This window comes from Candidatus Binatia bacterium (genome assembly GCA_036382395.1).
GTDB lineage: Bacteria > Desulfobacterota > Binatia > HRBIN30 > HRBIN30 > JAGDMS01.
The window spans coordinates 26,334-47,257 of record DASVHW010000238.1 but is presented as its reverse complement, the minus strand read 5'-3'; the positions used below and the strand labels follow the sequence as shown (position 1 = coordinate 47,257).

Annotated in this window: 20 protein-coding genes; 4 read left to right on the top strand and 16 right to left on the bottom strand. The window is 61.3% G+C overall.

All coding sequences use genetic code 11. The features are described from left to right. Positions 1-169: 169 nt before the first annotated feature. The 16 genes from VF515_11240 to VF515_11165 all read right to left on the bottom strand — a co-directional run bounded on the left by VF515_11240 (position 170) and on the right by VF515_11165 (position 15,734). Entirely contained in the window at positions 170-688 is a 519-nt protein-coding gene (locus VF515_11240; GenBank protein HEX7408206.1) for a hypothetical protein, read from the bottom strand. Beyond that, entirely contained in the window at positions 570-1,142 is a 573-nt protein-coding gene (locus VF515_11235) for a serine/threonine-protein kinase (protein HEX7408205.1), read from the bottom strand. The genes VF515_11240 and VF515_11235 overlap by 119 nt, the downstream gene beginning before the upstream one ends. 238 nt (positions 1,143-1,380) lie before the next feature. Then, positions 1,381-2,040, bottom strand: a complete 660-nt coding sequence (locus tag VF515_11230) for a protein phosphatase 2C domain-containing protein (protein ID HEX7408204.1) — start codon at positions 2,038-2,040, stop codon at positions 1,381-1,383. An 86-nt stretch (positions 2,041-2,126) separates the two neighbouring features. After that, positions 2,127-2,336 carry a hypothetical protein gene (locus VF515_11225; protein HEX7408203.1) on the bottom strand — a complete coding sequence of 70 codons (210 nt, stop codon included), beginning with the start codon at positions 2,334-2,336 and terminating at the stop codon, positions 2,127-2,129. A 129-nt stretch (positions 2,337-2,465) separates the two neighbouring features. Further along, positions 2,466-3,167 (bottom strand): hypothetical protein, encoded by a 702-nt coding sequence (locus VF515_11220; GenBank protein HEX7408202.1) that lies wholly within the window; start codon positions 3,165-3,167, stop codon positions 2,466-2,468. 203 nt (positions 3,168-3,370) lie between these two features. After that, the gene (locus VF515_11215) at positions 3,371-4,696 is read right to left on the bottom strand and encodes a porin (GenBank protein ID HEX7408201.1); all 1,326 of its coding nucleotides are present in this window, start codon (positions 4,694-4,696) and stop codon (positions 3,371-3,373) included. A 220-nt stretch (positions 4,697-4,916) separates the two neighbouring features. Then, positions 4,917-5,513: a MaoC family dehydratase gene (locus VF515_11210; protein HEX7408200.1), complete on the bottom strand. Its 597-nt coding sequence runs from the start codon at positions 5,511-5,513 to the stop codon at positions 4,917-4,919. Then, the gene (locus VF515_11205) at positions 5,471-6,394 is read right to left on the bottom strand and encodes a nucleoside hydrolase (protein HEX7408199.1); all 924 of its coding nucleotides are present in this window, start codon (positions 6,392-6,394) and stop codon (positions 5,471-5,473) included. Before VF515_11205 ends, VF515_11210 begins: the two co-directional genes overlap by 43 nt. Before the next feature lie 20 nt (positions 6,395-6,414). Then, positions 6,415-7,167 carry a coenzyme F420-0:L-glutamate ligase gene (cofE, locus tag VF515_11200; protein ID HEX7408198.1) on the bottom strand — a complete coding sequence of 251 codons (753 nt, stop codon included), beginning with the start codon at positions 7,165-7,167 and terminating at the stop codon, positions 6,415-6,417. Then, a complete protein-coding gene (gene cofD / locus VF515_11195) occupies positions 7,164-8,084 on the bottom strand; it encodes a 2-phospho-L-lactate transferase (protein HEX7408197.1) in 921 nt (306 codons plus the stop codon). The genes cofE and cofD overlap by 4 nt, the downstream gene beginning before the upstream one ends. Then, entirely contained in the window at positions 8,026-9,270 is a 1,245-nt protein-coding gene (gene cofH / locus VF515_11190) for a 5-amino-6-(D-ribitylamino)uracil--L-tyrosine 4-hydroxyphenyl transferase CofH (protein HEX7408196.1), read from the bottom strand. Before cofH ends, cofD begins: the two co-directional genes overlap by 59 nt. After that, a complete protein-coding gene (gene cofG, locus VF515_11185; protein HEX7408195.1) occupies positions 9,264-10,475 on the bottom strand; it encodes a 7,8-didemethyl-8-hydroxy-5-deazariboflavin synthase CofG in 1,212 nt (403 codons plus the stop codon). The genes cofH and cofG overlap by 7 nt, the downstream gene beginning before the upstream one ends. A gap of 87 nt (positions 10,476-10,562) precedes the next feature. Then, a complete protein-coding gene (locus VF515_11180) occupies positions 10,563-11,252 on the bottom strand; it encodes a hypothetical protein (GenBank protein HEX7408194.1) in 690 nt (229 codons plus the stop codon). After that, positions 11,252-12,355 carry a hybrid sensor histidine kinase/response regulator gene (locus VF515_11175; GenBank protein HEX7408193.1) on the bottom strand — a complete coding sequence of 368 codons (1,104 nt, stop codon included), beginning with the start codon at positions 12,353-12,355 and terminating at the stop codon, positions 11,252-11,254. Before VF515_11175 ends, VF515_11180 begins: the two co-directional genes overlap by 1 nt. Before the next feature lie 240 nt (positions 12,356-12,595). Then, complete coding sequence (locus VF515_11170; GenBank protein HEX7408192.1) at positions 12,596-13,915, bottom strand: sigma-54 dependent transcriptional regulator; 1,320 nt, start codon at positions 13,913-13,915, stop codon at positions 12,596-12,598. 31 nt (positions 13,916-13,946) lie between these two features. Continuing rightward, the gene (locus VF515_11165; protein ID HEX7408191.1) at positions 13,947-15,734 is read right to left on the bottom strand and encodes a sigma 54-interacting transcriptional regulator; all 1,788 of its coding nucleotides are present in this window, start codon (positions 15,732-15,734) and stop codon (positions 13,947-13,949) included. A gap of 312 nt (positions 15,735-16,046) precedes the next feature. Between VF515_11165 and VF515_11160 the strand changes: the two genes are divergently transcribed. From VF515_11160 to VF515_11145, 4 genes are all read left to right on the top strand, one after another. Beyond that, a complete protein-coding gene (locus tag VF515_11160; protein ID HEX7408190.1) occupies positions 16,047-16,736 on the top strand; it encodes a hypothetical protein in 690 nt (229 codons plus the stop codon). 20 nt (positions 16,737-16,756) lie between these two features. Then, positions 16,757-18,154: a sigma-54 dependent transcriptional regulator gene (locus VF515_11155; GenBank protein ID HEX7408189.1), complete on the top strand. Its 1,398-nt coding sequence runs from the start codon at positions 16,757-16,759 to the stop codon at positions 18,152-18,154. Between the two features lie 156 nt (positions 18,155-18,310). Continuing rightward, positions 18,311-20,356, top strand: a complete 2,046-nt coding sequence (locus VF515_11150) for an AAA family ATPase (protein ID HEX7408188.1) — start codon at positions 18,311-18,313, stop codon at positions 20,354-20,356. A 17-nt stretch (positions 20,357-20,373) separates the two neighbouring features. Continuing rightward, complete coding sequence (locus tag VF515_11145; protein ID HEX7408187.1) at positions 20,374-20,877, top strand: transcription termination/antitermination NusG family protein; 504 nt, start codon at positions 20,374-20,376, stop codon at positions 20,875-20,877. Positions 20,878-20,924 lie beyond the last annotated feature (47 nt).

The following is a 20,924-nucleotide window of genomic DNA, read 5'->3' as shown; positions in this document are numbered from 1 at the left end:
ATCAAAGCCCAGCCCTTCCTCGAACACGGCTTCCTCCATCTCGCTCGGCGGCACGGTGAAGTGCTGCCAGATGCCGAGGAAATCGTTGAACTTGAAATCCACCGCCACCGCCTTGTGATCCTTCATGAACTTGATGACTTCTTTGGCATTCATCCTTTTCCCGCTCCTCTCAGATGGATTTGAGCCAGTGCAAGACCCGTCCGTCACCGGCTAGACCACTGGCGTGGTGCTTCACCTCGGGCTCGGCAGCAATGCCGATGCCACCGATCTTCTGACTGCCGGATTTCACGCACTGAGTTGCCATGAATCGAGATACTGCCTGCTTGGTAAGGACTGCCCTATTTACGGGCAGCAGCCGGGTCGCGCGGGTCACGCTCCAGGGCGTGCAGGACGATTTCTTCGAGAGCCGGAGAAATTCCCGGGCGCAGGCGGCGTGGCGGCGTGGCGGTGTGGGATCTTCACGCAACTTCGAACGCATGGCGGCGTACACATTGTCCCCGGAAAAGGCCACCTCGCCGGTCAGCATCTCGTACAGAATGGCGCCCAGGCTGTAGATGTCGGTGCGGACGTCACCGCGCAATCCCTTCACCTGTTCCGGTGCCATGTAGTCCGGGGTGCCCATCGTCGGCGACAGGCCCGACCAGGTCACTTTGCGCAAGGTGGTGTCGAGCGCGATGCCGAAGTCCATGAGCTTGAGGCTCCCCTTTTGGCAGGATCATGATGTTCTCGGGCTTGAGATCGCGGTGCACCACGTTGTTGTCGTGCAGGTAGACCAGCGCATCGGCGGTCTGGATGGCGAGTTGCACGGCGGTCTCCACCGGCAACCGGCCTTCGCGCCGCAGGCGGCCGCTGAGCAGTTCGCCCTCGACATATTCCATGGCCAAGTACATCCGGCTCTTCTGTCGTGGTGTGAACATCTTGATGATCGCCGGGTGATCCAGGCGTTGGCCGATTGTTTCCTCGCGCAGAAAGCGTTCGTGAAAGACGATGTCGCTTTCATACTGGAGGTGAGGGACCTTGAGGACGACGGCGTGCCCATTCTCCAGGTCACGCGCGTGAAAGATCGTGGCCATTCCGCTGCGTGCGATCATGCTGAGGAGTTCATACTGGTCCAGTCGTTGGCCGGGAGCTAGATCAGCCATAGCGGGGGCACCTTAGCGGTCGGAAGGGGCAAGGGGCAAGCAACTCAAGAGGTCGTGCAACTCAAAAGGTCGAAGCGCTGGCTACAGCCCCTCACCTTCATCCTCTCGCGGAGGGAGAGGAAAGAACCTCAGCCTCCGAGCTGCCACCAGCGACGGGCGTTGGACGGCGGACAGTTGAGAACGGCGGCGACCTGTACGCTCAGATTGTCATCGCCGCCGGCGGCGCGCCCGCGCTCGATCAAGGCTCGGCAAGCGGCTTCGGGTGCCGAGCCTTGCAGCGTGGCGACGATCTCGGATTCCGGCAGTAAGGCGTGGATGCCGTCGCTGCACTGCACGAGGATGTCCCGGGTTGAATGTCCAGGGTGAGTGTATCGATGCTGACGATGAGGTCGTGGCCCAGGCAGCGGCTGAGGATGTGCCGGCGCGGATGCGTGCGCGCCTCCTCCGGCGAGAGGACACCGTACTGTACCTGCTCCCAGACCCAAGTGTGGTCCTTGGTCAGCTGAGCGAGCGTGCCCCCACGCCAGAGATACAGCCGGCAGTCTCCCACATGAGCGGCGGTGAGGTTTCCGGCGACCAAGGCCGTTACGGTCAGCGTGGTTCCCATGCGGCGCAGCTCGGGGACGGTGATGCCCTTGTTGTAAATTGCGAGATTGGCTTCCTGAATCGCGCGCCTGAGCCGCGTGGTCATCGACCAATGGCCGGGGGCGCGCTCCATTTCGCGCGCCAGCACCTCGAGTGCGAGACTGCTGGCGACCTCACCGGCGTTGTGCCCGCCGAGACCATCCGCCACGGCAAAGACGATTCCGTCTTCGTGCGGCCAGTAGCCGACGGCGTCCTCGTTCCCGGTGCGGCCACAGCCCACATCGGTGAGCTGAGAGAAGTCAATCTCTGGCATGACAGAGCATGGCTGGTGGCGTCAGGCCACCAGCCATGCAGCGTACGCGTCAGGGAAGTTCGTCTCAATCCCTGCGGCCGGCCGCCCTAGGCGACCTGCCGCAATGCGGGAGCGGCGAGGAGCGGGCGGCCTTTGCGTACGCTCGCTACCGTGACATACAGGGCGCTGACCACCGCCCAGCCCCCGGCGATACCGAAGCAGATGTCCCCCGCCACCGAAGAGCCGTCCGGCGCGGTGGCCGCCGCCTGCAGCTGATACGTGGTCCACAAGAACGCCCCGGGCGCGATCAGTGCCATCGCGTTCGGCCCCTCCTTTTCTGAGGAGAGGCTTGAGCGACGTCGGTGCCACTGCCACAGCTGATCAAACTGAAGCGGTGCCGGCCCACAAGTCGATGGGCTTGTGCTTATCTCCTGGGCGGCGCTGCTTCAGTAGGCGGCACGATGCAGCCACTCCCAGGCCTGAGTCGCCCTGACCGCATGACGTTCAATGACCCAGTCAGGGCAGAGGCGCGTGAACATACGAGAGGCAACAATCACCGCGATGACGTCATCGACGATGCCTAGCGGCAACACGTAGTCGGGGATCAGGTCGTTTGAGACGACACCGTAGACAATCGCTAAGGCGAGCAGTCCCTTACCGACAGCGGAGGCGTTGTGGTCAACCAGTAAGCGGACGAAGACAGCGATGGCGAGAGCCGAGGAAGCGCCCAATGCCCGGAAGCCGTGCTCGCGCCAGGTCTGCACCAGCCTCCGATCGAGCAACGCGGCCAGCGGTGCGATGAGCACGAACAGCAACGCGCTACTAGCCCATCGCCTCCATTTCATTACGCACACACGCAGGTATTTCGCCAGATTCGCAATAGTGCCGTGCATCAACCGAAAAAGATGACGCGCACCTAAACTCAATCGGTGCTCGAAAAACGGCTGGGCGAAGCTCGCGGCGAACACCAACGAGGTCGGTATCATCCGCTGGGCGCCGTTGATGCCGATTTGGCGAGCTAAGGGGGCACCAGCACGGAGCAGCTCTTCCGCGCCGCGGTGGTCGCTCACAGCCGGCAAGCGAAAGCCTGCGGCTGCCACTGTGATGATGGCCAGCCCTGCGAGAATCACGGTTGTGGTCAGTCGCACGATTCCATTCCGCCCAGGGCACCCCCTGTAGCACATCGATTCCGAAAAATCGTCTGCAAAATGCGGCAGAAGAAAATACCTCACTGATGCTGGTTCCACAGGAAATTCCGCAAAAAGGAAGAGGCCGCCCGTGGTGCGGGTGGCCTCTTCCTTTTTGCGTGTTGTCGTCGGTTTGTGGCGTGGCCCCAGATGGCGGGGTGGGACTAGAAAGTATACACCAGTTCCGTTGCCAGGGTGTCCTGCCCGCGGGCAAAACCGCTCTTGAGCGGGAAGACCTTCTTCGAATCCGACTCGTCATGGCGGTACTCGTTACGCCAGAAGAGCCCGTCGACAATCTTGTAGCTGACAGTCGGGGTGAACTCCCAGTAGTTGGCTTGGTCGCCAGCTCCGAACCCGTTGACCCCGGCCGCCAAGGTCCGCATGCCATCCATATCGTCGAAGATCTCGGCACGCAGCGTTCCCGACAGATTGTCGGTGAAGGCGTAAATGATGTAGCCGGCAGCGCCGTGCCACTGCGCGGTGTGGAGCATCCCGTTGCGTGGCACGACGTCGCTCTCGTTGCCGTAGTTGTGGTCGAGGATGAGCGTGAGCTGGTCCGTCGGCTTCACGGTGATGAGTGTGGTCACCATGAGACGCTTCGACCGCGCGGCATGGACGACCAAGGGGTTACCGTGGGAGTCGACGAACGGCAGCGGATCGCGGGTACCCGGGTCGAGGTTGTTTGGATTCGTGGGCGTGTGCGTCGATTGCTCCGGCCCGTAGGTGCCCGAGATGGCGATGCTGAACTTGGGACTCGGCGCGTAGGTGAACATGCCGTGCACGCTCTTCCCGTCGTTGTTGTCGACAACGTTGTCCCAGCCGTTGACCAAGCCCAGACTCATGCTGAGCTGGTCGTTGAAGGCGTACGAGCCCATGATGCCGGTGTGAGTGAACGGAATCGCGAAGCCGAACAAGAGCGAGTTGGTGATGTTGTAGTTGAGGTTGTTGTAACTCTTGATCACTTCGGCGCCGTGCAGCGTGACGAAGCGCCCGGCTTGCAGCTTGATGCCGGAGCCGACGGGGACGGTGTACGTGAGGTAGAACTGGCGGACATCGAAGAAATTCGTGCCGTTGCCGAGATTCGGATTGCCGTTGCCGTCGAAGCCCTTGCCGAAATAGGTGCTGTTGTTCACGACATTCGCGGTCTCTCCGAAATCGACATCGGAAACGAAGCCGAGGCCATCCTTCGAAGCGCGCTCGAAGTGCAGATTGGCGAGGTTCAGCACGAAGCTGTTGTTCTTGTCTTCAAACGAGCGCAAAAACGGAATTGCGCCGCCCGCCGGCCGGTTGATATTGTAGAGATAGTCGACCGCCACCAAGCCATGGATGCTTACCCCCAACGTCGCCGCCAAATTCGACTGGTCAACCTTCTGCTCGATTTCCTGCACACGCTCTTCGAGCGTCTTCGGCTCGTCCGCTCGCCCTATTTGCGGTAGCATTCCCAGCGAGAGCGCCACCGTCAACAACCAGCCAAGCTTTTTCCCCCACATGATTCTCCCTCCTTTTCGTCTCTCCACCGGAAACCTATTCGGCGGAAGTTCACAAGTTGTTCCGAGCACGCCTCAGCAACGCGCATACCAGTGCGGTATCCGCCGACTTCAGCTACAAAAGGAGTCGATACGGGAGAAATGTGACCAGGGCTTGGGTTTGTGCTGCCCTCGATTTAAGCTCCGCTGGGAAAACGGGCAGATCTACGGTCGCGGCAGATGATCAGTGTCCCCGTTTGGGGATCAGGACGCGGCGGCGCAGCGACAGCACGCGCGCATCGTGTTGATTCCAGGCGCGGGTCTCGACGTAGAGGACGCCACGATCGGGCTTGCTCTTTGATTCCGCCTTTTCAAGGATCTCGGTCTCGGCGTAGATCGTGTCGCCATGGAAAGTGGGCCCCAGGTGGCGGATGTTCTCGTATTCCAAATTGGCGATGGCGTTTTGGCTGATGTCCTTGACGCTCATGCCGACGGCGATGGCGAACACCAGGATGCCGTTGACTAGGCACTTCCCGTGCTGTGATTGGCTGGCATAGTGGTCGTCGAAGTGGATGGGGTTGGTGTTCATGGTCATGAGCGTGAACCAGGTGTCGTCGAAATCGCGGATGGTGCGCCCCGGCCAGTGCTTGATCACCTCGCCAACGGTGAAGTCATCGAAGTAGCGGCTCATATCATCTGCCCTCTGCAGGCTCTTACAGCAGGGAAGCGGCGGGCTCAAGATGCCCGGGGGAAGTACGTTGGCGCAGGCGCCCGCGGTGAAAGGGAGAATCTCGCGACTTATGGGAGCTGCAGCAGCCGCTGCACCAGGAACTCCACACATCGAGGGGCGTCCACCGTCACGGCGACCTCGAACTCGGGCGCGGAGTGTTCCTCGATCAGGCGGAAGATGCCATCGACAATCGCAGGCCGGAGCCGGAGGCGCTCGAAGGTCACCAAGGACCGGTCGACGAGAATGGCGAGCGTGAGCGGATCGTGCAGAAAGGCGACGGCGTCGCGCTGGAATGTCGGTGCCGATTCGGAGAAGGCGCGCTGTATCGGCGCCCACACCTCAATTGCGTCACACAGGGTCTGTACGAACGCCGAGCCTGCGCGGCGGAGGCGGTCGAGGTGTCCGGTGGTGAAGAATACTTTCCACGTGACGTCCAGCGGCACCAGGGTGGTGGAAATACCGAGGTTCAGGACGACCAGCGCGGCCTCAGGATCGCTGGCGAGGTTGTACTCGAGTAACGGAACCTGCGGGTGGTGTCCGAGAGAACCACCCATGATGGTCAGGTGCCGGATGGAGGTGATGACCGCGGGCTCTTTCATGATGGCGACGGCGAGGTTCGAGAGCGGTCCGATCGCCGCCACCTGCATCGGCTCCCGCAACAGCGTTTCAATGAGCAGGTCCACGGCGTGTGCCGGAGCGAGTTGGAGGGTCTCTTCGGGCGCGACGATGCGTTGCCCCTCATGTCCCAGCCAGAGAAAACGCCGCTGCCGCAAGATCGGGTCGCGGATGCCGGCAGCCACCGGCACGGCCGAACGGCGCGCCAGGGTGAGGAGCTTCTTGGCGATTCTGCCGCGGAGGGACACGTCGCCTGACACGGTAGTGATTGCCCGGAGATCGATTTCGGGCGAGGCGAGCAAGAAACCGATGCCAATGGCGTCGTCAACGTCGGTGCCGACGTCGGTATCGAGGAGAAGTGGAAGTGGGGTCGCCATCGCGCGAGCCGGAACCAGACCTAGCGAAACAAGTCGAACTCGCGGGCGCGGATGAGGCGCTTGGCGTCGCCTTCCGCCGGGATGAAGTCGTAACCACGTACCAGCGCCGCAGGGATCCCGTCGCCTTTGCGCATCACCAGTCCGGCTCCGGCAGCCAAGGCGTCGGCCTGGGCCATCACCGTGTGGTGCAACTCGCGACCGTTGAGGTCGTGCTGGCCGCGCAAGTCCAACAGGGCCTCCATGCCGGCGAGGCCGAGGGCGAAATCGACGAGCCCTTCTCGCCAGGGCCGGCCGAAGGTGTCGGTGATTACGACTGCAACATCAGCTCGCGTGCGTTCCCGGAAGGCGGCTCGCAAGTGACGGGCGGAGGCATCAGGGTCCACAGGCAGGAGGACCACGCTCTCCGGACCGAGACCGTTCGACTCGTCGACTCCGGCATTGGCGCATATCCAGCCGGGACCAGTTTCGGTGATCAGGTGGCCGCGGTCCATTTTGACGATGCGCTTGGTCTCACGCAGCACCACCTCGACGACGCGTGGATCTTTGTCCGTCGTTTCGGCAGCGAGTTGCTTGGCGAAGGATGACGGTGTGATCTGGTTGAGCTGGACGATTCTGCCCTCGGCCTTCGACACCACCTTTTGGCAGACTACCATGACATCGCCGGTGTGGAGCTTCAGTCCGGCAGCCTCCAGTGCTCCCAAGATCATGGCGGCGAGATCATCGCCAGGTTTGACGGTGGGGATGCCCTTGATTGCCGTGATGGAGATGGTCATCGCCGGAGTTCGGACAATACGGTTGCGGCCAGACGACGCGACGCGGGGGTACCGGTCATGAGCGTGTCTGTGATTACCGGACGCATCCCCAACTCCGCAATGCGGGGTGCGAGAGCGGCGTCGCGCCGGTCGACGACGAACACGTCGGCAAGGCCACGGTACAGCCGGGCCACCCCTACGGGAGAGACCTCGTATCCAAGACCCTTCAGCATGTGATGCAACGGTCCCTTGACCGGGGCGCCAGCGATGATGGGGCTGACCGCCGCTACGCGGGCTCGCATGGTGCGTAACGCTTGGCGCATCCCGCGCAGCGCGATGATCGGACCGATGCTGACAAGCGGATTGCTTGGCGGAATGATGACGAAGGTGGATCGCCGGACCGCGGCCAGCGCACCACGGGTGGGATGCGCTTGGGATGCGCCGCGCAAGGTGATCCGTTGCACTTGTCCACGTCCGCCTCCGTGCACGAGGTAGCGTTGGAAGGGCAGGGGGCCGCGGTGGGCCACGTCGACGAAGGTACGAACGAGCGCATCGGTCATCGGCATCACGGTGGCACGGATGCCGTAGGCCTTGGCTATCGTGGCAGTGGCCTCCGTCAGTGTCTTTCCCCGGCGCAGCGCGTCGGTGCGAAAAATGTGCGTCGCCAAGTCTCTATCACCGAGTTGGAACCAGGTCTCGTCGTAGAAGCGATTCAGGGCGCCCAGGCAGGAAAAGGTGTCATTCCTGATCCCCCAGCCGGGTAGCGGGTTGATGGCGCCGGCGAGCGTGTAGATCACGGTGTCGATGTCCGGCGAAACGTGGAGCCCAAAGAAGCTCTCATCGTCCCCGGTGTTGACGATGACGGTGAGGCTACGTGGATCAAGAAGCGAGCTGAGGCCCCGCAAGAAGCGCGCCGCGCCCACCCCTCCAGCCAGCACTGTCACTCGTTCCGTGCGCCGTGTTTGCGGAGACCCTGCCATACGTTGTCGTGCGCTCCTCCGGCGTGCGTCCGGCCGTCTCGATGAGTGTGCGGATGCTCTCGGCAGGCAGATACTCGCCGGCATCCGCTCCAGCGGACTTGGAGATCTGCTCTTCCATCAGCGTGCCGCCGAAATCGTTGCAGCCTGCCTTCAGGCTCATTTGTGCGAGCTCGGTTCCGAGTTTTACCCATGATGTTTGCAAGTTGTCGATCGCTCCGCGCAGCATCAAGCGTGCGAAAGCGTACAGGCGCATGTCGACCGCGCCTTTCGGCGGCGGGTCGACCAGACCCCTCTGATACAGCGCGGTGTAGGTATGGATGAATCGGAGCGGCACGAATTCGGTGAAACCACCCGTATCCTTCTGGATGGAACGCAACAGCTCGACATGGCGGACAATGTGCTCCGGTTTCTCGATATGCCCATACATCAAGGTGGCCGTGGTCGGCACGCCGACACGGTGTGCCGTCGTGATGATTTCAACCCAGGTCCGGACATCGACCTTCTTGTGGCTGAGGACCTCGCGCACCTGATCATCGAGTATCTCGGCCGCCGTGCCGGGAATGGTTCCGAGCCCGGCATCTTTCAGCATGGTGATGTAGTCGCGATAGTTCATGCCGGTGCGGCGCGCACCGTACATGATTTCCATCGGCGAGAAAGCGTGCATGTGGATCGCGGGGAAGCGGGCCTTTATCGCCAGAAGCAAGTCGCGGTATTGAAACGCCTCCATCTCGGGGTTGATACCCCCCTGCATGCAAATCTCGGTGGCGCCGCGATCGACGGCTTCCTGGACTTTGGACAACACCTGTTCGGTATCGTCGGTGCGCGCGTCGGTATCTTTCCGGTGGCGCGCGAAGGCGCAGAACTGGCAGCCGACGAAACACACGTTGGTGAAGTTGATGTTGCGGTTGACGATGTAGGTGACGACGGGACCCACGTCTGCCGACCGTACGAAATCAGCCGTGCGAATCAGGGCGAGCAGGTCGGGGCCCTGCGCATGGAGGAGCGCGAGGCCGTCGTCGAAGTCGAGTTCCATGCGCGCGAGGGACCGTTCCAGAATCCCGGCGATCCGTGGCTGGGCGGCGGCAATGACGGCTTCGAGCGGTCGTGTGTCGTGCACCAGCTCTCGGAGTTGATTCATCAACATGACGGTACTCCTCTCTCGTTGGCGCGCTGTGCCACGATAGGGCGCAAGGCAGGTTCGAGGAAGCCTGGGCGGTCGAGGTACTCCGCATACAGCGGCAGGCGTGGCCGCAGCAGAAAGCCCTCGGTACGGCAGGTCTCCGCGAGCGTGGTGATGTGTGGCCAGGGTGCCTCGGGGTTCACGTAGTCAGGGGTCAGTGGGGAGATGCCACCCCAGTCGTTGATGCCCGCGGCGAGAAACAAGCGGTGATCGTATGGGCTGAGGTTAGGGGGGGCCTGAATGTTCATGTCAGGCAGCATCAGTCGTGCGACGGCGATGGTCAGGGCGATGTCGACGGTTTCGGGTTCCGGGTGCGCCGCCATCACCGTTGTGGGCTTGGCGCGGAAGTTCTGGATGATCACTTCTTGGATGTGCCCGTAGGTCCGATCCAAGTCACGGATGGCGGCGAGACTGGCGACGCGCTCGGCGCGGGTTTCACCGATGCCCAGCAGGATGCCCGTGGTGAAGGGAATGCCGAGATCGCCGGCTTCCTGCAACATCTTCAGGCGCCGTTCCGGATCCTTGTCCGGCGCATAGTAGTGTGCTTCACCCTTGCATCGCAGCCGCGGGCTGACATTCTCCAACATCAGCCCCATACTGACATTGACGGGCTTGAGCGCAGCCATCTCCTCGCGACTCATCACCCCGGCGTTGGTGTGAGGCAGCAAGCCCTCCTCCAAGGCGATCTCGCAGGCCTGATGCACGTAGCCGATAGTACTGGTGTGTCCGAGCCCGTGCAATGTGGCGCGGTACGAACGAAACGCCAGTTCCGGCTTGTCTCCGAGGCACATGAGCGCCTCGATGCAGCCGAGAAGACGTCCGGCGCGGCAGTCGGTGCGGATTTCCTCCGGGCGCATCGTCCACGCATGCGCGTCGCCGGGATCGCTGCGGAACGTGCAGTACGAGCACCGATCGCGGCAGAGGTTGGTGACCGGTAGAAATACCTTGGGGGAATAGGTGACGACGGTTCCCTTCGTGCGCGTACGCACGTGTCCCGCGACCGCGAGGATGGCGCTGAGTTCATCGGGAGCGTCGGCCGCGATCAATGCGTGCGCATCGGCATCGTTGATGGCCAGGCCGTCCAAAGCCCGCTCGAGCGGGGCACGTACCACGGCACGGGTATGGCATAGGCGGCCCGGAACCGCAGCGGCATCGACGATGCTCGACATGAGGCGTAGCTACCACAAACACTAGTTCTGTAGTAGAGGGCTTCCCGTCAGTCAAGCTACGCTGAGGCGAGAAGTTGGGCGGGGCCGCTATGCGGGCAATGCTCTGTACTCGCGGCGCACGCGCAAAGCCAGCAGCCCGTCTTCATAGCGGTTGCTCTGGAGGAACTTGGTCAGGGTGTCGAACTCCGACGGGTCGAAGATTTCGGCGCAACGTGCCAGGAGTTCCTGATAGGTCTCGTCGGGCATGCGTGCGACGCTGACGGCGGGGTCCTCGGCATCATCGAAGGCAACGGTCAGCGCGTCCGGGTTGAGATGGCTGACGACGTCGCGGACCACCGAAACGAAGCGGTCCAGTTTCGTCAGGCGGAGCGCGTGAGGGTAGAAGGTCACGTCCAGGCCCCGCCGCAGGTCGCGGTCGTCGATGAGGATTTCCGAATTGGTCACGTCGAGCGTGCCGGGGGCGAAGCGGTAAATGCGCGGCTCTTCGACTGCGGCCCGACCTCCATTCACGAGATATACCTGATGCCCGTCTGTCGCTTCGAAAGTAATCGTCGCCATCGGATCCCACAGGGCGCGGTCGGAAGCGACCTCGGTGCCGTGTCGTTGCAGCCATGTGATCGCGTGTGATTGATGGTCGGCAACGAACCTCCAGAAGGCGGCGATGAATTCTTCTGATGCCTCATCCGGTGGGGTGGTTGTGTGGCACGTTGCTGGGTGCAGTACCAGTACCCCGCAGTCACGGCAACCGACCAAGAGTGTGTTGTCCCAGAAGCTCATCAGTGGAGGGACCGGCTCAACGCGTTCTGGCGCGAAGGGATCGTGATAGTGACGTGCGTGCCGTGTCCCAGCTCGCTGCGGATCTGTAGGCTCCCGCCCAAGAGGTCGATCAAGCGAGTTGCCATCCGCAGGCCCAACCCGAGACCCCGAAAGCGCCGCCGCGGAGAGGAGTCTCCCTGGGTGAGCCCTTCGAGGGCTTGGGCGATTGTCTCGTGCTCCATGCCGAGTCCGGTGTCAGCGATCTCAATTTCGAGTGCGGCAGGTTGCGTTGCACGGCGGATGGCGACCGAAACCGTGCCGGCCTGGGTGAACTTGACGGCGTTGTCGAGCAGGGCGCACACGATCCGTTCAAGCTTTCCCTCGTCGGTAACAGTCATGAAGTCCGTGGCGTCGTTTTCCAGATGCATCGACAATCTTTTCTCATTCGCCGACGCCTGAAATTTTTCGATAGCGCGCCTGGCCATATCGCCGACGTCGAAGGCTTCGATGTTGAGGGTGATTTCACCGGCATCGAGGGCGTTCAGCAGGAGTACGCCCTCGACGAGGTTGAGGAGGTCGTAAGAGTTGGCCTGGATCCGGTCGAGTGCGGCGCGTTGATCCGGGTCGACTACCCTCTCCAGTTCCTCGGTCAGAATGGAGCTGTAGCCAATGATGGCACTCAGCGGGGTGCGCAACTCGTGTGACAGATTTGCCAGAAAGTCTTCTTTGGCACGGCGGGCACGCAGGTTGGCACGCCGGCGTGCCAACGCCCGGCGCACGAGATCGGAGATTTGCGGTACGTCGAATGGTTTTGAGATGTAGTCGAATACTCCGTGTCGAAGTCCTCGGATCGCGGAGTCGAGCGAACTGTAGCCGGTCACCACGATGACCTCGACGTCGGGATCGAATTCCTTGATCCGCTCCATGACCTCGACTCCGGACATTGCCGGCATGCGGAGGTCCAAGGTCACAACGTCGATCGGCGTCGAATGCAGAATATCGAGCGCCTGCTGGCCGCCACTCGCCGTGAAGACATCATACGATGGCTTGAAAATCATACGCAGGGACTCGGCCGGGCCCCGCTCGTCATCGACGATCAGAAGGGATGCTCTTTCTTCACCCATAGAACTTTACCTCGCGGAGCAGCATGTGCCAGATCGGTGCGGCTCAGCAGGTAGCACGGGAAGTGCCAACCAGACTGCAAGGTGAAGTGGTGTTCTAGCTCCGAAGCCTAGAGCCTAGGTTTTAAAGCGCATTCTGGGTTCGGAAAGATTTGCGGGGCGGTCACCACTGTGGGTTTGAAGTGAGATCGAGGCGTACAAATATGGACGCCTCGGCGGGGAATTGCCACCAAAGTCGGGAGGCTACTCCAGAGCGACGATGCGGAGCTTATCCATTTTATACTTCAGAATGCGCCGGGTGGTGCCGAGGATCTCGGCGGCGCGGGTTTGATTGTTCTGTGCTTGCGTCAAGGCGTTGCGGATCAATTCCTGTTCAAATTGATCAACGGCTTCGGCCAGCCTGGTCTCGCCGCGGAGAACGCTTTGCTGAACCGGGTGTTCATGGCCATTCCCGTTCCGAAGATACTGCGGCAGGTCGTCGGCGGTCATGGTGAGGCCCTGCGACAGAACCATCGCTCGTTCGATAAGATTCTCTAGTTCTCGGACGTTGCCCGGCCAGGAGTATTGCATCAGGAGGTCAAGCGACTCGGCAGTGAAGGATTTTTCTGGCAAACCAAGCCCCTGTGATTTTGTTGTGAGGAAGTGATGGACCAGCGGAACGAGATCCTCGCGTCGCTCGCGCAAGGAGGGGAGGTGGACCGAGACGACGTTCAAGCGGTAGTAGAGATCCGGACGGAAGTTACCATCACGCATTCCCTGGTGCAGATCGCGGTTGGTCGCCGCGATCACGCGGACATCGACCTGGGTGGGCTGAGTGCCTCCGATGCGGGTGAATTCGGACTGTTCGAGGACCCGCAGGATCTTGGCCTGAGTCGCTGGATTCATCTCGCCAATTTCGTCCAAGAACAACGTGCTTTGATCGGCCAGCTCGAACTGTCCAACCTTCTTGACGTAGGCATCGGTGAAGGCCCCGCGCTCGTGTCCGAATAGCTCGCTCTCCAAGAGGTTTTCCGGAATGGCGGCGCAATTGATCGTTATCATGGGCTTGTGAGCCCGCGGGCTGTGGTAGTGCAGCGCCTTTGCAATCAGCTCTTTGCCGGTACCACTCTCCCCGGTGATGAGCACGGTGGTTTTCAGTGGTGCCACCATGGAAACGGACTTGAGGACGGCCTGTAGTTTCGGGGAATTGCCAACGATGCTCTCGAAGCTGTATCGCAACCCCACCTCGGAGCGGAGCGCGTCCACTTCTCGTGCCAGCGCCGCTGACTCGACCGCCCGATCAACGATGAGCAGCAACTCATCAACGTCAAACGGCTTGGTCACGTAGTCGAAAGCGCCCAACTTCATCGCGGTTACCGCGGTCTTGACGGTCTTGGTGGCGGTCAACATCACGACTTGCGCCGGCAGGTTCAGTTCCTTGATCCGCTCGAGAACCTCCAGACCATCCAGTCCCGGCATGAGAATGTCCAAGAGCACAACGTCGACGGGCTGGCTGCTAAGCAGATCAAGCCCGTCTTGGCCCGAGGCGACGGCGAACGGCTCAAAGCGCTCTTTAAGCACCATTCGGAGGGATTCGCGGACGCCAGGTTCGTCGTCAATTATTAAGACTCGCCGTTTTACCATTTCTCGGTGCGATCTCCTCTCGGCTCGGGAGCCAAACGCTTATCGCGGTGACGTCGCGGAGGTTATCTAGTTGGATGCGGCCTCCGTTCCGTTCGATGAGCGTCTTGGCGAATACTAGGCCCAAAGGCAGCAACGATGCTGCATCCGCTGGAGCGTGGTCGAGGAGTTGTGCAAGCTTGCCTGCAATGAGGTTGCGCGCGCCGCCAAACTCGAAAGTCACTCCCGCCGTTCCTTCTAAGGGGCGCACGGAAAGCGTTTGTCCCTCTGGCAGCTCGCGGGTAATGACTCGCAAGAGGTTATCAAAGGCATATCCAATCTGTGCGGCGTCGACGAAAATGGCCACTGAGTCCGCAGGCCGGTAGTTCAGCAACAGGCGCCGCTCCGCGAGGGCGGGAGCGAGTTCGGTCAGGCAGGGAGAGAGGATGGCGTTCAGGGCCACATCGCCAGGGGCCGGCACCCGGAATCGCGTGAATTGCAGGAGATTCTCCAACGCCCGGTCCATGCGGTCGACCGCCTCGCCCGTGAGTCGGGCGACTTGCTCGCGTCCAGTTTCGTCCGCTAGCAGTCGCTCCAGGTGTTGTGCCACTGTCTTGATCGTCACCATTGGGTTCTTGAACTCGTGAGCCAGCTCGTTGATGATCAGGTCGACGGCGCCACTCGTGGCCGCCTCGGGAGCAACTTCCTTCGCCGCTGCAGGTTCCTCGTCTGGGCGGGGCACAATCCGTCCGTATCCGAACAACAGATCCGCCGCATCGATGGTTGGGCGTTGAGCGAGTACCACCGAACGGGTCAACACCGTTTCGAACTCCGCTAAATTTCCGAACCACAGGTAGCGCACCAGCCGTTCTATGGCGCGTTGAGTGAAGGTCACGGGCTCAATGGACTGCCCTCGGGCCAGTTCCGTGGCGATATGTTCCGCCAGCGTGGGAATATCCGACGTCCGTTCCCGTAGGGGGGGGAGGGTGATCGGAAACACGCTGATACGGTAAAGCAGTTCTTGGCTAAAGCCGGGCATTCGCGCGAGACCTTCGAAGCTCTGCGCCGTTGCGCAGATCAGACGCACGGCATGCCAGCCAGCGTTTGAGGATAAGCCGCCACAGTCAATCAACTCGAACAGGAGCTGTGTTCCTTCTGCAGTCACGCTGCTGATTTCGTCGATGAACACCGTCAGGTTTCCAGGGGTGACGCTGCCGACTTGCTGGAGCGCTGCGGCAGTGCAGCTGCTGGCGGACAGCATCAGAAACTGGCCGCTGCGCCCGAGCGAGTGGATGGCGCGAGCTAGTCGTGCCTTCCCCGTCCCAGGCTCCCCGCAAATCAAGACTGGGAAGCTTGTCCCTGCTGCTCGATGAGCGAGCAGCAGGGCTTCCTTTGGCAGTACAGGGTACTCGATGTTGGATCGAGCCCCCGACGTCGAGGGGACCTGCGCCCGGTGTGCCAGCAACGCCTGCGTCCGGGCGCGCAAATCGTCAGGCCGGAAAGGATAGGGCAGGGCCGCCGCTCGGTCGGGAAACGTAGACAGGGAACTGCCGGGACCGAGTAGCCAGAGTACGGGGGTGTCGGGCGGGAGGAGCGTGACTGACTTCTGCGGGAGGGCATCCGCTTCCAGCACCAATAGGTCCGCTTCTCGAACCTTGGACGGGTCGCGCACATACTCTTCACAGCTGAGGGCGCGTACGCGGTAGTCCTCCCCGAGTACGATCGAAATCGTCTCCTGAATGGACGGAGAATTATTGATTACCCACAGGCACGGGCGCTCCAATCAGCAGCCTCCTTCCCCTCCCCTCGCCCCCAAAGCGGCGACTGGCTAGAACAGACTTTTGAACCTGCTCATTTTTCTGTCGAGAAGTCAATGCTGAAGTTGGCATCTGCTGAATTTGGTACACACTGCGGCCGCGACCTTGAGCTCGAAAGCCGCAGAATTCGCTTGAAAAAGTTTAACAGGGCGTGGTAACCGTCATGAAATAGGTCAGTAGCAACTGCTGCGTACAAGCGAAAGGCTAGTGGCGAGGAATGGGTAATGGTGCCAGCGATAGGTGGCTCGTGAGAGGTTTTGTGCTCGGTATACAAGGCGTTGCGGGGTAGCGACGTGGGCGGTGCGTTACGAGGGACCGTCGCCCTCGATCAGAAGAAGCGCGATGGCGGGCGGGCCGAGGAGTGCCTCATTTCCGTCCACCCTGCCGTGGTGGAGCACGCCGGCCATACTTTTGGGAATTTGTTCCAGCGAATTTACCACCTTATCGAACTGCTGCGCCGCAGTGATGCGACGGGAGCCGATCACCTTGGAAGCAGCATCGGTCAACTGGAAGATTTCCTGCAATTGGTGATGGACTACTTCTCGCCGCTCTCCTTGACGCTGCAACGTGTCGCTAGCGCCGACGTCGCTGAAAGCCTGGCGCGGCAAATTGGCGCCATGGCTGACTGCGCCGTGGAAATTGAGGGAAAGGGGCTCGACGGGGAGTTGTTGGTCGACGCTGGACAGGTGGCAAGGGCCTTTGGTCTGTTGGCAAAACAACTGGCTGGGGAGAACCCGGAGCCTAACGAGCGCATCCAACTCACGGCTTCCAAGGGAAGATCGGGCCGCTCCTTGGTCCTTCGCGTGGTGGGTGTGCGGGCGCCATTCGATTCAAGACGTCTGTCGCAGGCGGAGATGCAGTGGGCGGTGGCACAAAAGATCCTTGAGACGCACGGTGGGACCTTGCAACAACATCCACAAACCTCGGGGGAAACGTCGTGGGAGATAGCGCTACCGCTCCAATTCTAACGCCATTGGCTGCGGGCCCGGTGCGCATCCTCGTTGTGGACGACGATCCACTAATCCGGCGGCAGCTCGAAGGGCTGTACGTGACTCATGCGTACGCCGTCGAGTCGGCAGCGAACGTGCAGGAAGCTCTAGAGAAGCTCAGCGCCTCGGATTTCACCCTGGCGATGGTCGATATGAAAATGCCTGGAAGCGATGGTATCACGCTGATCAGCGAGATTCGCGAGCGCTGGCCGTCGGTCGATGTCATCATGATTACCGGTTACGGTACCATCAAGGGGGCAGTCGAGGCCATGCGCTGCGGTGCCTGCGACTATATCACCAAGCCGTTTGAGCCCGACGACATCCTGCTCGCCACGCAGAAAGTTCTCGAACGACGGCGGCTGCTGGATGAAATCGAGTATCTACGTAAGCAGCTGTCGGATCGTTACACCTTTGCGAACATGGTCAGCCGCGATCCGGTGATGATGGAGGTGTTTTCCACGATCGAGACGCTGGCGCATAGCGATGTGACGGTCGTGATTTCGGGCGAATCCGGGACCGGCAAGGAATTGGTGGCGCGGGCGATACATTTCCAGGGGAAGCGCAAGGCGGGACGGTTCGTCGCCATCAATTGCGCCGCCGTCCCTGAATCACTGCTGGAAAGCGAGCTTTTCGGCTACGAACGCGGCGCCTTTACCGGGGCGATGCAGGACCACGTCGGCAAGATCGAATTGTCGAATGGGGGCACGCTTTTCCTGGATGAGGTCGAGAGCATCCCCTTGACGATGCAAGCGAAGTTGTTGCGGGTTCTTGAAGAGCGGGCCATCGAGCGACTGGGCAGCAACCGCCGGGTGAGCGTTGACATGCGCGTGGTCGTAGCGACGAACAGAGACCTCAGTGAAGCGGTGGCGGCGGGGCACATGCGAGAGGATTTTTACTACCGGATCAACGTCGTTCCGGTTAAACTGCCACCCTTGCGGCAGCGCGCTGCCGACGTGCCCCTGCTTGTCGCGGACTTCCTTCGCAGCAACGCCATGGCACGTGAAAAGGGTATCAACCGCGTTTCGGAGCGATCCCTGGCGTTGCTTATGGGGTACGGCTGGCCCGGCAACATACGTGAGCTGCTCAACGTAATGGAACGCGCCGTCCTTCGTGCAAAGGGCGATACGATACGCGAGGTCGACGTGCCTGGTCAGGAACAGAAAGTCTCCGGTGCCGCGGAGCTTGCTGATTACCAGTTGTCGCTGCGGCAGTTTCTCAAGAAGGCGGAGCAACTGTACCTCGCCCGGGTCTTGAAGCAATACCACGGCAGCATTGCTCCGGCGGCGCGACATGCCGTGATCGACCAGGCCACTTTGCACCGCAAGATCCACCTCCACGGATTGCGCCCCAGCGAGCTTCGCCGCGGCGGCCCGCGCATATCGTCCGGGAACGAATGATGAGGTCCGTTTGGAATCCGACTGGCGCTGCTGCGAGTTTGCGGCGCTTCTCATCGTCTGATCTGGCGCTGATGCAAGTGGGGGGACGACATTGGGTGGGCCTGGGGGTCGACCCGTGCGTGGCACGGTGGTTGCCCTTAGAGGATGAGGCGTCCAATGTACTGTGACTTCTATCAGTTGACCGAACGCCCCTTCAACGTTACGCCCGATCCGAAGTTTCTGTACCTCAACGCCAGATACCGCGAGGCGCTGGCGTCGCTCAATTACGGGATCACGCAACGCAAGGGCTTCATCACCCTGATCGGCGAAGCCGGAACGGGCAAGACGACTCTGTTGAACAAACTGCTCGAGGATCTCGACGCGAAGACCAAGTCGGTCTTCATCTTCAATACCAATGTGACTTTCGAGGAAATCCTCGAGTACATCTTCGCCGAATTCGACCTCCCTGTTCACAACGGGAAAAAACTCTACATGCTGCAGCGACTCAACGCCTTCCTCCTCGATGAATTGCGGGCTGGGGTCAACGTGGCGCTGCTGATTGATGAGGCGCAAGACCTGGAGTTTTCGGTGCTGGAGGACCTCCGCTTGCTGTCGAATCTCGAGACCGCGAAGGAGAAGATATTGCAGATTGTCCTCTCCGGACAGCCGGAACTCGGGCAGAAGCTGAGTAACCCGGTTCTTCGGCAACTCCGACAGCGGATCGGAATCAATAGCAGGCTGCTGCCGCTGTCGAGGGATGAGATAACGGAATACCTCCAGTATCGCTTGCAGGCAGCTGGCTGTCCGGACCTCAAGCTGTTCTCGCATGAAGCCGAGGAGCAGATTTACCATTTCTCGCGCGGCATTCCTCGTTTGGTCAACGTCGCTTGCGACAATGCGTTGGTGATCGGCTATGCGCTTGGCAAGAAGCGGATTGGGGCGGAGATCATCACCGAAGCGGCTGCTGATCTGCTGTCCAACGAGCCATTGGCGGAGGAGCAGCGTCCGGTTCACACTTCCTCGGCGCCGTCAGTGTCGCCTGTGGCGTCCGCCGCCTCACAAAGCCGCTGGCGGCCTCGCTTGGCCGTCATAAGTGTCCTCATCGTAGCGGTTGCCGTCGGCTTACTTTCGGTTGGCCGAACCATGCTGCTCAGGCCAGCAGAAGAGAATGTATCGACGGAGCTTGTGCGGCCGAGACTGGAGGTCATCCGGCCGGGCTCGCAGCCCGAGGGTACGGGGGTCGAAGCCCCCGCGGCCCGACCAGCCGAGAGCTTCGGTAACACCGCCCCCGTTTCCGATGACCGGGCCAATCGAGTTTCGCCGCCGCCGCCCGCCAAGGCGATCGCCGCTCAAGAACCGGTGACGGCGGGCGATGTGGGTACCCCAGACGATCGCGCCAGCGAGGGCAGGAGTGCCCCGATTGTTCCGCCTGTTCCCGGTTCCGATGCCGCGCAGAAGAGCGATGGAGAGGCGAGCGTTCATGGCGCGCGGGCAAGTCAGGAAGTTGTACTCGGTGGTCCGCAGGTGGAGCATCCAAACGTCGCGTCAGAACGGCCAGTATCGGCGCCGGAAGCGGTGCCAGTGGCGCTGAATCCGCCAAAGGATGAGCAGGCGCACTCGACTGGGAAACTGAGCGAGCCGCTGCCGAAGGGAGAGGCGACTGCGCTCAACCGGACGCAGCGCGAATCCGTGCCCATGGAAATGAAGGAGGCCGAACGGGAAGATCCTGCCGGTTCGGGTGGCGTGGTGGACGTCGGCCGCCAGCCACGCTTGGAGGGCATGCCGCTGACACATGTGGTTGTGCGCAGCGGCGACTCGGTGTCGGGTATCGCGCGTCGCAAGTATGGGCAGGCGAGCTACACGGTCTTGGACCTGCTGAAGCTCGCAAACCCTGAGCTGAGGGACATCAACCTGATTACCGTCGGTCAGACGATCCACTTGCCGGAACTGGGAGACGGTTTTCCGATCTTCCGCGACGGATCCGGCCATTACGCCCTGCTCGTGTTGTCGACGCCTCATGCTTTCCGGGCAGCGGCGGTTCAAAACGCGCTACACAGCCGTGGCTTTGAGGCGCATGTCTCAGGGGGGAGCATGGGATTTGAGAAGCCGGTGTTCCGGGTCGTGCTTTCCGGCTACACGGATCGCGAAGAGATCGCCGGGGTCGGGAGACAGGTGCAGAAGCTGTTTCGCGACGATACGCGGATTGCGCAGCTTGGGGATTGAGCGAGGCAGGTGAGGTCGTGCCAGTGAATCCACAGTGGTTTGTGATCAGCACGAAGGCGCGCCGCGAACAGTTCGCGCAAGACCAACTCGTGCGGCGCGGCGTGGATACCTTTCTGCCCCGGATAGTGGAATCCCTGCGGTTGGGGCTCAAGTCGGCCGTCGCCCCGTTGTTTCCGGGATATCTCTTTGTGCGCATTGATCTCTATGAGCAGTATTTTGACGTGGCGTGGACCCCCGGGGTGCGCCGGTTCATCGGGTTCGGGGCCTTGCCCTGCGCGTTGGATGATAAGGTGATTGAGTTCTTGCACGCGCGGATTGGGCGGGAAGGCATCCTCTACGCCGCACCGGTTTTTAAGCAGGGCGACGTGGTGCGTATCAAGCACGGTCCGTTTGAAGGGTTGATCGGAATCATTGAGAACCCTGGCTGCGGCCGGGGCCGCGTGCGGGTGTTGATGGAATTGCTACGGCGCCAGACGCGGGTCGAGGTGCCGCTGCACATTATTGAACGCGCATCGGCGTAGCGCTGCGCGTTCGGGGCGAAGATGCGCCTGCAGCTTTTTGGCAGGCT